12 protein-coding genes are annotated in these 15,082 nt (G+C 51.5%); 8 read left to right on the top strand and 4 right to left on the bottom strand.

What is annotated here, in order from left to right:
- Window positions 1-149: 149 nt before the first annotated feature.
- The 8 genes from CRO74_RS00565 to CRO74_RS00530 all read left to right on the top strand — a co-directional run bounded on the left by CRO74_RS00565 (window position 150) and on the right by CRO74_RS00530 (window position 9,573).
- Window positions 150-851 (top strand): NUDIX hydrolase, encoded by a 702-nt coding sequence (locus CRO74_RS00565; protein WP_097124070.1) that lies wholly within the window; start codon window positions 150-152, stop codon window positions 849-851.
- Between the two features lie 168 nt (window positions 852-1,019).
- Window positions 1,020-2,351 (top strand): xylose isomerase, encoded by a 1,332-nt coding sequence (gene xylA / locus CRO74_RS00560; RefSeq protein ID WP_097124069.1) that lies wholly within the window; start codon window positions 1,020-1,022, stop codon window positions 2,349-2,351.
- A gap of 103 nt (window positions 2,352-2,454) precedes the next feature.
- On the top strand, window positions 2,455-3,114 hold the full coding sequence (gene fsa, locus CRO74_RS00555; RefSeq protein WP_097124068.1) for a fructose-6-phosphate aldolase: 660 nt from the start codon (window positions 2,455-2,457) through the stop codon (window positions 3,112-3,114).
- 115 nt (window positions 3,115-3,229) lie between these two features.
- Window positions 3,230-4,798: an alpha-amylase family glycosyl hydrolase gene (locus CRO74_RS00550; RefSeq protein ID WP_097124067.1), complete on the top strand. Its 1,569-nt coding sequence runs from the start codon at window positions 3,230-3,232 to the stop codon at window positions 4,796-4,798.
- A gap of 244 nt (window positions 4,799-5,042) precedes the next feature.
- Window positions 5,043-6,467 (top strand): arylsulfatase, encoded by a 1,425-nt coding sequence (locus tag CRO74_RS00545; protein ID WP_097124066.1) that lies wholly within the window; start codon window positions 5,043-5,045, stop codon window positions 6,465-6,467.
- A 137-nt stretch (window positions 6,468-6,604) separates the two neighbouring features.
- Entirely contained in the window at window positions 6,605-7,543 is a 939-nt protein-coding gene (locus tag CRO74_RS00540; RefSeq protein WP_097124065.1) for an aspartate carbamoyltransferase catalytic subunit, read from the top strand.
- Between the two features lie 136 nt (window positions 7,544-7,679).
- Window positions 7,680-8,783 (top strand): vWA domain-containing protein, encoded by a 1,104-nt coding sequence (locus tag CRO74_RS00535; RefSeq protein WP_097124064.1) that lies wholly within the window; start codon window positions 7,680-7,682, stop codon window positions 8,781-8,783.
- A gap of 97 nt (window positions 8,784-8,880) precedes the next feature.
- A complete protein-coding gene (locus CRO74_RS00530; protein WP_097124063.1) occupies window positions 8,881-9,573 on the top strand; it encodes a uracil-DNA glycosylase family protein in 693 nt (230 codons plus the stop codon).
- A gap of 74 nt (window positions 9,574-9,647) precedes the next feature.
- On the opposite strand, the gene CRO74_RS00525 is transcribed toward CRO74_RS00530, so the two are convergent.
- The 4 genes from CRO74_RS00525 to CRO74_RS00505 all read right to left on the bottom strand — a co-directional run bounded on the left by CRO74_RS00525 (window position 9,648) and on the right by CRO74_RS00505 (window position 15,076).
- Window positions 9,648-10,154, bottom strand: a complete 507-nt coding sequence (locus CRO74_RS00525; RefSeq protein WP_097124062.1) for a lipocalin-like domain-containing protein — start codon at window positions 10,152-10,154, stop codon at window positions 9,648-9,650.
- A 227-nt stretch (window positions 10,155-10,381) separates the two neighbouring features.
- On the bottom strand, window positions 10,382-10,891 hold the full coding sequence (locus CRO74_RS00515; protein WP_097124060.1) for a lipocalin family protein: 510 nt from the start codon (window positions 10,889-10,891) through the stop codon (window positions 10,382-10,384).
- 185 nt (window positions 10,892-11,076) lie between these two features.
- Window positions 11,077-11,979: a LysR family transcriptional regulator gene (locus tag CRO74_RS00510; protein ID WP_097124059.1), complete on the bottom strand. Its 903-nt coding sequence runs from the start codon at window positions 11,977-11,979 to the stop codon at window positions 11,077-11,079.
- A gap of 169 nt (window positions 11,980-12,148) precedes the next feature.
- Entirely contained in the window at window positions 12,149-15,076 is a 2,928-nt protein-coding gene (locus CRO74_RS00505) for a PQQ-dependent sugar dehydrogenase (protein ID WP_097124058.1), read from the bottom strand.
- Window positions 15,077-15,082 lie beyond the last annotated feature (6 nt).

The raw sequence follows: 15,082 nt of genomic DNA, 5'->3' as shown, positions 1-15,082 counted from the left end.
AATCCTGAACATTACAGCCCGAATTTAATCGGGCAAACTGGTCAGATTGCCAGTACAGTGCGAAAATCAGCTATCCAACTAACGGACAAAGAATCTGAATTATGTAGCTTGCAGGCGATTATATCATCGTATTTCGCAGGCAGTTGCCAATGGTTGAACAGTACAAACAACAGCAGCCGTATTTGCTGGCTTTGGATTCCATCATTTTTGGTTTTGATGGAGAGAGTTTAAAAGTGTTGTTGGTTAAACGGGGTCTTGAAGAACAGACCTGGTCGTTGATGGGCGGGTGGCTTCAACCCAACGAAAGTCTGGAGCAGGCAGCCGCCCGGATTCTGTTTGACCTGACCGGCCTGACCAATGTATACCTGGAACAGTTGTATGCATTCGGCGAACCCCATCGCGATCCCATCGTCCGAACGATTTCAGTGGCCTACTTTTCGCTGGTTAAAGTAGCGGATTATGAGTCCAAGATTTCCGAGCGTTTCCAGGCTCGCTGGTTTTCCATTTATGATTTACCGCCTTTGCTTTTCGACCACGGCGACATGGTGGATCTGGCCATCAAACGATTACGCTACAAAGCCGCCCAGCACCCCATCGGCTTCGAGTTACTACCCGAAAAGTTTACCCTCCCCCAGCTCAAGAAGTTGTACGATGCGATCTACAACACCGACTTCGACAAGCGCAACTTTAGCCGGAAAATCCTGTCTACGAATCTGCTCATCAAACTAGACGAGAAACAGAAAGGATTTTCCCGAAAAGGAGCCTTTTATTACCAGGTCGATTCAGCTAAATATCAGCAACTTACCTCTTCTTTCCTGAATTTCATCCCGAATTCAGACACCATATTGTAAGAATTGTTATTGGTTAATTGTTATTGGTTATTCCCTAATAGTAAATCCTTCAATAACCAATACCGGGTCTATTATTTTGAAAAAAATTGTAGGTGTCAATTTGACATTTAAATAATAAGTGTCAACTTTACACTACTAAACAGAAGTGGTATAATCCTCTCTCAACTCATGTCAACGATCACGCTGGGCAACCAGGAATTCTTCCCCGGTATTGATGCCATCGCTTACGAAGGCCGTGCCTCTAAAAATCCACTTGCGTTCAAATGGTACAATCCGGATTTAGTTATTGGCGGAAAAACCCTACGCGAGCAGTTGCGATTTGCCATTAGCTACTGGCACACATTCACCGGAACCGGTGGTGACCCCTTCGGCCCCGGCACACGCGTTTTTGCCTGGGATCAGGATAACGATGCCGTTGTTCGGGCTAAATTGAAGATGGATGCCGCCTTTGAGTTCATCACCAAAATAGGCGCTCCTTACTATTGCTTTCACGATGTCGATCTGGTCGACGAAGCACCTACTGCCGCCGAGTACGAAAAACGGCTACAGGCCATTGTCGAATATGGGCAACAGAAACAGAAAGAAAGTGGCGTAAAACTGCTGTGGGGAACGGCCAACGTATTTTCCAATCCCCGCTACATGAACGGCGCATCAACCAACCCCGACTTTTCGGTGTTGGCCTACGCAGGTACACAGGTAAAGAACTCAATCGACGCAACGATTGCGCTGGGTGGCGAAAATTACGTTTTCTGGGGCGGTCGCGAAGGCTACATGTCGCTGCTCAATACCAACATGAAGCGTGAAGTGGAGCATCTGGCGAAGTTCCTGACCATGGCCCGCGATTATGCGCGTAAGCAAGGCTTTAAAGGCACGTTCTTCATTGAGCCAAAGCCGATGGAGCCAACCAAACACCAGTACGATTACGATGCCGCCACCGTTATCGGCTTTCTGCGTCAGTACGGTCTGGACAAAGATTTTCAATTAAATATTGAAGTGAACCACGCAACGCTGGCGGGCCATACCTTCGATCATGAATTGCAGGTGGCCGCCGACGCGGGTATGCTGGGCAGCATCGACGCCAACCGGGGCGACTACCAGAATGGCTGGGATACCGACCAGTTCCCAATCAACCTGTATGAACTGGTAGAAGCAGCCCTTGTTATTCATCAGGCGGGTGGCATCAAGCCCGGCGGCATCAACTTCGACGCCAAAGTACGTCGTAACTCGACCGACCTCGAAGACCTGTTTGTGGCGCACATTAGCGGTATGGATGCCTTTGCCCGCTCGTTCATCGTAGCTGATACCATCCTGAAAGAGTCTGATTACCTCAAATTCCGCAATGAGCGCTATGCCTCGTTCGATGGTGGACAGGGTAAAGCGTTTGAAGAAGGTAAACTGACGCTGGAAGACCTGCGCAGTTATACTATGGAGAACGGCGAGCCACAACTCCGCAGTGGCAAGCAGGAATGGCTCGAAAGCATTATCAATCAATACATCTAAGTACCGTTCCGTTAAAGTCTGACTGCTATCTGTACCGTGGCTAACGGGCAGGTAGTAGTCAGATCAGTTTACTCTTCCACCCTGACTCCTACCAGTATAAACCATGAAATTTTTCATCGATACGGCTAATCTGGCCGAAATTCAGGAAGCTGTCGAATTAGGTGTGCTCGACGGTGTGACGACAAATCCCTCTTTAATGGCCAAAGAGGGCATTACGGGGCAGGACCGTGTCTTGAAACACTATGTGGACATTTGTAAGCTGGTAGATGGCCCCATTTCGGCTGAAGTGATCGCGACGGACTTTGATGGAATGGTGCGCGAAGGCGAAGCGCTCGCCGACTTGCATCCCAATATTATTGTAAAAATCCCTATGATTGAAGAAGGCATCAAAGCCATTAAATACTTCAGTCAAAAAGAGATACGGACCAACTGCACCCTGGTCTTTTCGGCCGGTCAGGCTCTGCTGGCCGCTAAAGCAGGTGCTACGTATGTGTCGCCCTTCGTTGGTCGCCTGGACGATATATCGACAGACGGACTGGCGCTCATTGCCCAGATCCGGACTATTTACAGCAACTATTACAGCTTCGACACCCAGATTCTGGCGGCATCCGTTCGGCATCCGATGCACATTGTTAAATGCGCCGAGATTGGAGCCGATGTCATTACCGGGCCGTTGAGTGCCATCAAAGCCCTGTTGAAACATCCGCTGACGGATAGTGGTCTGGAGAAATTCTTAAGCGACTACAAAAAGGTTAACGGCTGATTCATCCGGCAAAGTACTTATCCTTTCTGACTGACCGCAGCAGCAGTTACGCTGCGGCTTTTTAAACTCATCGGTGATTTTCTCGGTTTGGTACTACGTAGCACTTTTCCGTTGAATGCATTCCGATAGTACTAAAGTAATAAACACGCAGGCCAATACTCTGGCCAACTCTTTGCCCGTCAGCCAGATACGCACAGGCGTTTCGGGTGTCCATTACGAAATTTTCGTTCGCTCCTTCGCCGACTCCAACGGCGATGGCATTGGCGACCTGAACGGGATAACCGGCAAACTCGATTACCTGAAAGACCTGGGGGTTTCGGCCATTTGGCTGATGCCCGTCAGTCCATCGCCCACGTACCATAAATACGATGTTACGGACTACTACGGCATCGACCCGGAGTATGGCACCCTCGACGATTTTAAACGACTGATTGCCGAAGCCCACCAGCGCGGCATTGCCGTTATTATCGACCTGGTTCTGCACCATACCAGCATTCGGCATACGTGGTTTCAGGAGGCATCCAAAGGCCCCGACAACCCCTATTGGAATTATTACAAATGGCTGCGGCCCGAGGAAATCAAACGGCGTAAACTAGCCACCCGCGACATTACAGCCGATTCGGGTGAGAAAAACCCGTGGCATGCGGTAACGGGGGCCACCTATCCGGAAAAATACTACGGTATGTTCTGGAGCGGTATGCCCGACCTTAACTTCGATTATCGGCCCGTTCGGGAAGAGGTCTTTACTATTGTCCGTTACTGGCTCAGCGAGATCGGGGTCGATGGCTTCCGGCTCGATGCCGCCCGGCATTTGTACCGCGAAGCCGAAGAACCCAAAAACCATGAATTCTGGCAGGAGTTCGGGCGCGTGGTGGAAGCCGCCAAACCCGGCGCGTATACCGTAGGCGAAGTATGGACAAGACCGGAACACATTGCGCCGTATTTCCGGGGATTGAAAGCCAACTTCAACTTCGACCTGCAACTGATGATTGCCGAGATCGTCCGGCGGGAGAACGACACTGAAGACCTGATCGAATACCTGACCTATGTCCACAGCACATTCGCGACGGTCAATCCGGACTTTATTGATGCACTGCTGCTCTCCAACCACGATCAGAACCGCATTGGCAGTTTGCTTAAGGGCAACCTGGACCATTTGAAGGTGGCGGCAAACCTGTTACTCACGCTTCCGGGCCTCCCCTACCTTTATTACGGGGAAGAAATTGGTATGCTGGGTATGAAACCCGACGAAACTATCCGTGAACCCTTCTTGTGGGACATCCGGGCCAACGATACCCAACGAACCCGATGGCGTCGGGGTAAGTACAGCACCAGCCAGACGGTTCGGCCACTGGCACAGCAGCAAAGCGATCCTGATTCGTTATTTAATCACTACAAACGTCTGATTCACTACCGAAACAGTCACCCCATCCTGAATGATAACCTCAGCCGACTGGTAGCAACGGGTATTCGCCAGAAGGGCATCATCGCCTTTAGTCGGCAGCAATCGAGTGGCGGCCCCTGTGTTCTGGTTATCCAAAACCTGACGCGCAAACCAATCGAGGTTGTCTTTTCCCCGAACGAGGACTGGTGTCGCTGTGTGGTTTTCGAAACAATACCCGCCAGTTCGTTTGTTGGCGACCGCGTAACCGTACCGGGTTATGGCTGTACGATTATCGAGTAAACACGCTGGTATTTAAGTTAGTACCTTCAGCTGTTCGGCTCGGATCGGTATCCACTGTACGGTATACCTCTGACAGACGCACTGTTTTTTCAAAAAAAGGTGGCAAAAAGCCGTATAACTTCCTGTTTGTAGCCTTTATCCTGGTAGAAACCGGTTCTGTAAAATCGGTTTCTACCAGGATAACCCACACACCATACAGCAAGCCAGCGTAAATACTACGCCGGGATACTAACACCACTTCATCATGACTAAATTTTTAATAGGACTATTGCTGATTGTGTCAGTCGGATTGCAGGCACAAACTCAGAAAACCAGTCGCCCCAATATTATTTTTATTCTGGCAGACGACCTGGGCTTCGGCGATGTCGGCATAAATGGTCAGAACTTGATTAAGACACCCAACATCGACCGCTTGGCGGCAGAGGGTATTCAGTTTCGCCAGTTTTACGCGGGCACCACGGTCTGCGCTCCCTCACGCTCAGCGTTGATGACGGGGCAACATACGGGGCATACGTACATTCGGGGCAACCGGGAGGTACAACCCGAAGGCCAGCAACCCATTGCCGACTCGGTGCTGACGATGGCCGAGATCTTAAAGAAAGCAGGTTATACGACGGCGGCTTTTGGTAAATGGGGCCTTGGACCGGTGGGCTCGGAAGGTGACCCATTGAAGCAGGGATTCGACCGGTTCTATGGGTACAATTGTCAGGGGCTGGCGCACCGCTACTACCCGAATCACCTTTGGGATAATGATAAAAAAGTAGTACTGGCTACCAACAAAAACCTGACCCAAACAAACGAGTTTGCCCCCGATCTTATCCAGAAACAGGCGTTGCGCTTTCTGGACAAGCGCTCCGGAAGTCAGCCGTTTTTCCTGTTCCTTCCGTACACGCTTCCCCATGCCGAACTTGTTCCGCCGGATGACAGCTTATTTACCAGTTACAAAGGCAAATTCACCGAAAAACCGTTTGCCGGAGCCGATTATGGCCCTAACGCCAAAACGGGCGGCTACGCATCGCAACCCTACCCGCACGCAGCCTATGCCGCTATGGTAGCCCGACTCGACCGCTACGTAGGGCAGGTGATCGCCAAATTGAAAGCTAAAGGGCTCGATAAAAATACACTCGTCATCTTTTCCAGCGACAACGGACCTCACGTTGAAGGCGGTGGTGACCCTACATTTTTCAACAGTAATGGCGGGTTTCGCGGTGTCAAGCGGGATTTGTACGAAGGCGGCATCCGGGAGCCGTTTGTGGCTCGTTGGCCAGGTATGATCAAGCCCAAAACACAAAGTGATTTCGTAGGGGCTTTCTGGGATCTGCTCCCTACGTTTGCGGAACTGGCCGGGGCTAGACTACCGACCCGAATCGACGGCATTTCATTTGTACCGGCCCTAACGGGCAAAGGTGTTCAGCGGAAACACGATTACCTCTATTGGGAATTTCACGAAGGTGGCGGCAAACAGGCCATCCGGCAGGGCGACTGGAAGGCCGTTCGGTTGCAGGCCGCTGGTAACCCAAATGGGCCTGTTGAATTATATGACCTCGCCAAAGACCCGTTCGAGAGCCACAATCTGGCCAATAAGTTTCCTGATAAAGCTCGCTACCTCATCAAGCTGATGAACGAATCGCACATGGAATCCACTATTTTCCCCTTTGCGAAGCGGTAACCGAAAACGTAGTCTACCTGACTAAACAGCCTGAATGCGTCGGCCGGAAGTCCTCATTGCCTAGCGAATCCTGCGAAGCCGTTTTTCTTTAACGGGTTCCGGTCTATCTTTGCCCAATTTATAGTTATACTGCTCTCATGGCCCAATCGACCCATCGAACTGCCCTCAGTGTCCGCCATTTAGTGGGTATCAAAGACCTGACCGAGTCTGACATTCAACTTATTCTGGACACGGCCAGTCAATTTAAAGAAGTCATCAATCGCCCCATCAAGAAGGTCCCTTCTCTGCGTGATGTGACCATTGCCAACGTTTTCTTCGAGAATTCGACCCGAACCCGACTTTCGTTTGAGCTGGCCGAGAAACGATTATCCGCCGATGTTGTCAATTTTTCGGCCTCGGGCAGTTCGGTTAAGAAAGGGGAAACGCTGCTGGATACGGTCAATAACATTCTGGCCATGAAGGTCGATATGGTGGTGATGCGTCACAGCAGTCCCGGTGCTCCGCATTACCTGACCAAACACATTAAAGCCAACGTGGTCAACGCGGGCGACGGTACCCACGAACACCCCACCCAGGCCCTGCTCGACTCCTTTTCCATTCGGGAAAAGCTGGGCGATGTGGCCGGTAAGCGGGTGGCCATCATTGGCGACATTACTCACTCACGGGTGGCGTTGTCCAACATTTTCTGCTTGCAGAAACAGGGTGCCGAAGTGATGGTTTGCGGGCCTAAAACCCTGATCCCAAAACACATTGAAGCCCTGGGTGTGAAGGTTGGGCATGACGTTCGGGCCGCTTTGGCCTGGTGCGATGTTGCCAACGTACTGCGCATTCAGCTGGAACGGCAGCAGATCAAATATTTCCCTTCGCTGCGGGAATACTCCCTGTATTTCGGCATCTCGAAACAGATGCTCGACGACCTGGACCGGCCCATTGTGCTAATGCACCCCGGCCCCATTAACCGGGGCGTCGAACTAACCTCCGACGCGGCCGATTCATCGCATTCCATTATTCTGGATCAGGTCGAAAACGGTGTTGCCGTTCGCATGGCAGTCCTGTATCTGCTGGCGCAGTTGTAGGTGGGTGGCCAGTCGGCGAACTTAGTGAAGAGTGCTTTTATTAGACCGAACAAATCCGCGAAACGCGCTGTTCTGCTGGTGGACCGGTACCCTACAAAAGCCGCAAGGTATTGCGGCTCGACAAACGACGATTCTTATGAAAGGCTTTCAATTTTCTGATTACATACCCCCCGAACAAAAGGAAGGCAGCAAATTTGACCAGTTGCTGAATATCTTCCAGCAGTTGCTGCTGCTCACCTCCGGCGATGTAGAGCAGGCAATGGCCTGGATGAGCCAGCTCGACCGGCAATATGGCCTCACCGATGACAAATACGGCATTGGTAACTTCTTCGACGACCTGAAAGAAAAAGGCTATCTGACAGAAGAGAACCAGGAAGGCAAGATCGTGATGACGCCCAAAAGCGAACAGACGATTCGGCGCAGTGCTCTGGAAGAGATTTTCGGGAAACTCAAACGATCCAAGTCAGGCGGGAACCACAACTCGCCGTATACCGGAACGGGCGATGAGTTGAGCAGCGACCTCCGTACTTACCAGTTTGGCGATACGCTGGAACAGATTTCCATGACCGAATCCATCAAAAACGCCCAGATTAACAGCGGTGTTGAGGAGTTCAGACTCATGGAGCGTGACCTGGAAGTAACCGAGAAAGAGCAGAAAACGCAAACGTCGACGGTGCTGATGATCGACATTAGCCACTCGATGATCCTGTACGGCGAAGACCGGATTACACCCGCTAAAAAAGTGGCCCTTGCGCTGGTTGAACTCATCAAACAGAAGTACCCCAAAGACACGCTCGATATTGTGGTGTTTGGTAATGATGCCTGGCAAATTCAGGCTAAGGAACTCCCCTATCTGGAAGTTGGCCCTTACCACACCAATACCGTAGCCGGGCTTGAACTGTCCATGGACTTACTGCGTCGGCGGAAGAACAAGAATAAGCAGATTTTCATGATCACGGACGGCAAACCGACCTGTTTGAAAGAAGGCATTAAATACTACAAGAACTCCTTTGGCCTCGACCGCAAAGTTGTGAGTAAAACCCTGACGCTGGCCGCCCAGTGCCGTCGGCTTGAGATTCCCATTACGACGTTCATGATTGCCTCAGACCCTTACCTCAAGCAGTTTGTGCAGGAGTTCACCAAGGTCAACAACGGCCGCGCCTACTACAGCGGCTTACAGGGATTGGGCAACATGATGTTCGAAGATTTCCAGCGCAACCGCCGGAAAAATATTAAGTAAAGCAACGTTCAAAGACGTGTGAAGGGTGGGTCAAACGCCATATCTTGGAGATATGGCGTTTGACCCACCCTTCACACGTCTAAACAACATTCTACCAATGAACACCTTCGCAGACAAAGCCGTTGCGTATTACAACTCGCTGGCGGCTCCGACTAATCTTCCGCCCGATATAGGCGTCATGAATCCCTATCAAGAGCCAGACGTAAAGGCAATCGTTGCGGAGTTTTATACCAAATTCTTTACCGATAATACCCCGCGTGTTTTTATACTGGGCATCAATCCGGGGCGGTTCGGTGCGGGGGTAACGGGCATTTCCTTTACAACACCCCAGAACCTGCGCCGATATTGTGGTATCGAAAATGACCTCCGAGATACTCCTGAGCTGTCGAGCCGGTTCATTTATCAGGTTGTTGATGCATTTGGCGGTGCGAAGGACTTTTACGCACGCTTTTTTCTGACCTCTCTGTTTCCGCTGGCGCTCACGAAAGCCACGCTGGGCACCGGACCAAAAAACTATAATTTCTACGATGACCGGGCCACTACCGAAGCCCTCTGGCCCGCCATTGCCGACACCGTTCGTACGCAACTGGAATTTGGGTGTAACAGGCGCGTAGCCATTTGCCTGGGCCGGAAAAACGAAACGTATTTACGCAGACTGAACGATAAGCAGGGCTTCTTCGACCGTATCGTCACCCTCGACCATCCCCGCTATATTCTTCAGTATAAAAGCAAAGCTATGCCTGCGTATCTGGAGAGCTACATTGCTACGCTGCATGAATGTACCGAATAAGCCTGCTAAAGACTCGAATGCGCGTCTTTAGCAGGCTTTATGTAAAGGTGTGTAGGATGGCTGTTATCAGTGATTTACACCCGCTTAAATTCGACCGTGGTTGTGTAAGTTTCCTGAACTCCATCGCCATCGATGTCATCCTTTTCCAGAATGCTCCAGGTCATTACGTTTCCATTTACGGTATAATCGTACGTAGAGGGTCCATCTTCACCGGTGATCGTCAGTTTATTTCCCGCCGTTTTCCAGGTAGCCTGTTTTCCAACCGGGCTGTAATCATCAGCACCAGCGGACTTACATTTTGGCGAATCGGTACCCGTTACGGCGCCATTACCTTTCAGGGTAAACGTTATATCGGTCAGGCAGGCAACGACATCTTCACCGGCAAACACCTTCATCAGGGCCAGGTAATCCTGGGTTGTCTGACCATCGGATAGCTTCATCCCGGAAATTTTCCAGCTTCCTTCAACTGAATTTGGCGTTACCGGATCGCCACCATTACTATCACTTTTTTTACAACTGCCAAACCATAATGGCATTGTGACAACGAATGCCCAGGCTAGTAAACGACTTACATGCATCATGTTCGTAAAGTATTTGTTTGAGTTTCTTTGGTTCTGTACAAATGTAGAGAGCCAGAGAAGCCTCGTCAGGGACACGCTGCCTGACTTGTCATTTAGGCTGTATGAAATGATGCAGGAAGTGGATGAAGCGGTTGGCGGCCGACACCTGCTACGGTCCGGCCCTAGTAGAAAAATAAAAACCGGCTCGTTAATGAGCCGGTTTTTCAAACGGTAGTCTCTATTGAGAGTTACTGCTTTTTGAGGTCCATTGTGTAGGTATAGGCCGTTTTGGTACCTGTACCTAAAAAGTCCTGGCTGTCCTTCCACTGCAATTTAAGGATCGTGCCCGTACCCAATACCGCATAGGTCGTCTTGGTCCCATCACTTTTTGTGAGCGTCAACACATTGGCATCATATTTCCAGGTACTCGTGGCATCGATACCCGTGATCGTACTGGGTGGTATGGCGCTTTTCTGACAGGTAACGGGATTATCGTTGGCAATCGTCCCACCCGATTTAAAGGTCAATGTAATATCGTTCAGGCAAGTGGTCGTTAACAGCAATGGAGCAGCAGCCAGTAAGTCTTCGTACACGCCGGCAACTTTTGGGTTTGCCGTAAGCGCACTGATTTTGTAGTTACCCTCCACCGTTGATGAGGCCGTGTCAGGATTATCATTTTTCGAGCAGCTACCAAACCACATTGGAAGTGCCAGTACTACCGCATAAGTCAGTAGTCGGGATGGGATTATGTTTTTCATTTTCCTGGTTGTAAGACGTAAAATCTGGAGTAGGCGATTGCTTTTACCTACAAATAAAAACGGTTCCTGAGTTAATGTCCCGTTAATTTATCAGGAGAACCCTATTTCGTGATTCAATGCAGTAGACAACTGAAGACCGTCTTCTTCGAGCTACTGAATTACCCGATTAACTGTAGCAATGACTACTACGTATTAAGTTGGATCTGCTGACCAAGGGCAATAATTGCCGGAGACGAATTGCTCGACAAATAAGCCACTACGTGCTGGAGTTCCAGTTCTGCATAGGGGTTGTTCTGCTGATTGACCAAGGGTATGGCGACTACCCCCGCCAACTGGCTCACGTTGAAATGAGATGGAATAAGGGCCACTCCTTTCCCAAGTTGTACCAGTTCGGCCAGCAGTTCGAGCGAGGTCACTTCCTGCGCAATGTGCCGTTGATACCCCGCCTGTCGGCAAAGCCACTCAACCGATTCGAAGACGGGATTGAGCGGGGGAGGAATTTCAACCCATGCCTCGTGTTGTAACTGAGCCAGAGAAATGCTATCTCGTTGAGCCAGCGCATGATGCCGTGGAAGAAGTACGGACGTAGAGCCTTTTGTGAATGGAATGGCCGATAGGGTAGCGAACTGCAACGGCAAAATTGTCAGCCCCAGGTCGATCGTATTATCAATCAATGCCTGTTGCACCGCCAGAAACGAAGGCAGTTCAACCAGTTTGACGGTCGCCTGCGGCACCCGCTCCGACAACAGATTCATCACATCGACGATACGGCTCCGAAGTAAGGTCTTGAAAACGCCCATCCGAATGGGTTGCTGCAATCCCGCCCGCCGGGTAGCTTCAATAGCCTGCTGACTCAACTGGATCAACTGGCGGGCTTCTTTTAAGAGCACCCGGCCCGCATCCGTCAGTTCTACTTTCCGTTGGATGGTTCGTCGGCTCCGGACAAACAGTTCTACCCCCAGTTCATTTTCCAGCAGTTGTATTTGCTGGCTTAAGGCTGGCTGGGAAATAAAAAGCCGACCGGCGGCTCGTCTATAATGCAGTTCCTGCGCTACTTCAACGAAATAACGAAGCTGGCGTAATTCCATAGATGCTGATAACGTATACTTATCGCAAAGTAAGAAAGTTCAACTGGCTACTACTGACTTAATGTACAGAACGCTTGCCGCTATCACCAAGTATGATGTAGCCTACCGGCGCTATAAAAAATTGGCTAGCGTGATCATCACACTAGCCAATCCTTTCATTACCAGACTATTACTTCTCTTTATTCATAAACTTGATACTCGATAGCGACATCAGCGGCTGACTATTTTTTGCCTGATCGTTTTTGAAGACGAAATACACGTCATGAACACCTTCGGCATTTTTAAGCGTCAGGTAAACGGGTGGACGGGCAAAGGGGTTGGGACGGGGTTTAGCGGGTTCGCCGGGAACTGCTGGTGCTCCCGCCGGGCCGTTTCCACCACCAGCGGGTCGGGGACCGGCTTCCATTTGGGCCATTAGCTTTTCCATATCCACTTCCGGGGCCAGTTCAACGATGGTTTCGCCAACGAGGGGGCCGGTGGGTGAGTCGAGGTGAACTTCAATGGTACCGCCCGAGCTGCCTTCGCGTCGCTGAGCGGTAGCGGTCAGTTCAAGCTGTTTGATACCCGTTAAATCCAGTTTCCGGAAACCGATGTAGCTGTTTGCATACGGAATCACATTCTCCCCTTTTCCCATACCCTTGGCCTTTACGTCGGCCCCGCGAATAAACGCAGCGGTAGACGCATCGAGCTGTGGGCTGCGCAGTACGAGCAGTTGCTCACCGGTCTGGGCTGGTACAGGCTTACCACCTTTCACTGCCGGTGTGCCCCGGTCGGTATAAGCCGCCCGGATCAGTACAGACCCATTGCCTTTGTCGCCTTCCGGAATCTTCAGGCTATACGTGCCCTCCATGGGTAAGCTGCTGAGGGTTTTCTCGTTGATGTGCAGAATGTAGTTCACCAGAATACCCGCATCGGCAACCGACATCGCCGGGTGACCCGGCATGGCCACATCGCCCCAAACACCTACGCCACCCTGCCGGATTTTGGTAACCAGTCGCTCGGGCGCTGCGGCATCTCCTTTGTATTTGGCAGCAACGGCAGTAAAGGCCGGACCAACCGACTTTGTGTCGATTTGGTGGCACACTTTACAGTCGCTCTGGCTAATTAAAGCCTGTGCTACAGCATATTGCGTTGATGCATCGACACTTCGCTGGCCCTGCGCAACCTCGGCATAATCAAAGCCTTCGGAGGTATAGTCGATGCTCATGGCTACCCTGGCCGGACTTATTTTGCCCGGCGCAGCGGCCGATTTGGCAAGGGTTCCATCTTCCTTATCCGACACATTCACCGCGTACTGGATGGGCTGATCGGGGAAGAAGAACGTTTTATTTCCGGTAAGATTCACCGCAACAACGGGCGCTTCGTTTCCGGCAATGATGCGTACGGACTGGCTGTTGGCTGCCCCGTGCGTATCCGTAACCGTCAGCGTGGCGGTGTAAACACCAGCTTTATCGAAGGTAACAGCTGGGTTAGCAGTCGTAAACACCCGTGGAGCAATACCCGGCGAGGTCACTTTCCACTGATAACTAAGCGCATCACCGTCATTATCCTTACTCCCATCGGCCGATAACGTGAGCCGAAGCGGCAGCGTACCGCCCGGCTTACTGGCGCGGTCCGTCGCTACGGACGCCTGCACGATTGGCTTGCGGTTTCCGCTGTTGTACTCGATCCGAACCAGCCGGGCATTGTCGCTTTTCCGGAACCAGTTGCTGCCGTATTCGAGTACGTACATATCGCCATCGGGACCAAACTTCATGTCGATGGGCTCCACCGGATGATAGCCAGGCAGCACCCGCTCCATAGACTTGTAATTGCCCTCGGCATCCATAGAAACGGCCATAATCCAGCCTCGGGAGAAGTCGGTGATGAGCCATTTCCCTTCGTAATACGCGGGCCAGGGGCGCTTGGCACCTTTAAAGTCGGTCTGGTGATACACCGGCCCGCCCGTTGCCGAACGAGACCCTGTACCCACCAGCGGAAACTCCTCCGAAACGGCGTATGGGTAATAAATAAACGACGGAGCCGTAGGCGGCAGCTTCGTCAGTCCCGTATTGTTGGGCGAGTTGTTGACCGGATTTTTCGGGTCTTTTTTCTCCAGAGGTTTCTTGTTGGCGTAGTCGTATACCGGAAACGCCTGATTGTTTCCCACGAACCACGGCCAGCCGAAGTTACCCGGCTTCCGGGCCTGGTTCATCTCGTCGTAACCACGCGGACCAATTTCAGAATCCTTCGTAGCATCGGGGCCGATTTCGCCCCAGTAGACATAGCCCGTCTGGCTGTCGATCGAAATGCGCCAGGGGTTGCGATGCCCCATAGAATATATTTCGGGGCGGGTTTTTTCGGTGCCTTTCGGAAACAGGTTTCCTTCGGGAATGGAGTACGTACCGTTGGCTTCGGGGTGGATACGCAGGATTTTTCCTCGCAAGTCATTGGTATTACCGGCATGGCCCTGATCATCCCAACTGCTGCGGTCGGGGCGTTCGTCGGTCTGGGCAGCCTGCTGGTTTCCGGTGTTGTTACCCACCGTGAGGTACAGGTTGCCAGCCCGGTCCCAAGTCATTCCGCCACCCGTATGGCAGCACACCTCGCGCTGGGTCGTTACTTCCAGCATGACCTTCTGCGAGTTCTCAACCAGTTTTTCGTTGCGGTACTCCCATCGGGTCAGCAGGTGCTTCTTTTCGGTTGGATGTGCGTAGTAGAGGTACATCCAGTGATTCTGCTCGAAGTTCGGGTCAAGCGACAAGCCCAGAAGACCTTCTTCTGCTTCCGATACACGCCCCTGCGCGGAGGTGTACTTCGTGTTTACGGGAATCGTAGCGACCAGATCAACCGTTTTTGTGATCGGGTCATATTTTTTCAGCGCTCCCTTGCGCTCGATGATGAACGCCGTGCCATCTTTGGCTACCTCAAACGCCATCGGCTCATCCAGATCCTCGGCCAGGACGACGGGCGTAAACCGGGTTTCGTCGGGTTTAGCCGGTCCATCCTGCATCACAAAAGAGGCCAGCCCCAGGAATAATCCTGCGTTGACAGACAGACTGAACAGACCCGGAACACGGATGCTCCTTTTCCAGGCTTTGCTTATAGTTTTCTTCATTGGAAA

It is taken from the genome of Spirosoma fluviale (genome assembly GCF_900230225.1).
GTDB lineage: Bacteria > Bacteroidota > Bacteroidia > Cytophagales > Spirosomataceae > Spirosoma > Spirosoma fluviale.
Note: the sequence above shows the minus strand (reverse complement) of the source record. Positions and strands in the feature narration are given on the sequence as shown.

Coding starts and splice junctions, on each gene's coding strand:
- CRO74_RS00545 (WP_097124066.1), top strand. CDS start 5,043: ATGACTAAATTTTTAATAGGACTATTGCTGATTGTGTCAGTCGGATTG.
- CRO74_RS00565 (WP_097124070.1), top strand. CDS start 150: ATGGTTGAACAGTACAAACAACAGCAGCCGTATTTGCTGGCTTTGGAT.
- fsa (WP_097124068.1), top strand. CDS start 2,455: ATGAAATTTTTCATCGATACGGCTAATCTGGCCGAAATTCAGGAAGCT.
- CRO74_RS00505 (WP_097124058.1), bottom strand. CDS start 15,076: ATGAAGAAAACTATAAGCAAAGCCTGGAAAAGGAGCATCCGTGTTCCG.
- CRO74_RS00515 (WP_097124060.1), bottom strand. CDS start 10,891: ATGAAAAACATAATCCCATCCCGACTACTGACTTATGCGGTAGTACTG.
- CRO74_RS00535 (WP_097124064.1), top strand. CDS start 7,680: ATGAAAGGCTTTCAATTTTCTGATTACATACCCCCCGAACAAAAGGAA.
- xylA (WP_097124069.1), top strand. CDS start 1,020: ATGTCAACGATCACGCTGGGCAACCAGGAATTCTTCCCCGGTATTGAT.
- CRO74_RS00540 (WP_097124065.1), top strand. CDS start 6,605: ATGGCCCAATCGACCCATCGAACTGCCCTCAGTGTCCGCCATTTAGTG.
- CRO74_RS00530 (WP_097124063.1), top strand. CDS start 8,881: ATGAACACCTTCGCAGACAAAGCCGTTGCGTATTACAACTCGCTGGCG.
- CRO74_RS00510 (WP_097124059.1), bottom strand. CDS start 11,979: ATGGAATTACGCCAGCTTCGTTATTTCGTTGAAGTAGCGCAGGAACTG.
- CRO74_RS00550 (WP_097124067.1), top strand. CDS start 3,230: ATGCATTCCGATAGTACTAAAGTAATAAACACGCAGGCCAATACTCTG.
- CRO74_RS00525 (WP_097124062.1), bottom strand. CDS start 10,154: ATGATGCATGTAAGTCGTTTACTAGCCTGGGCATTCGTTGTCACAATG.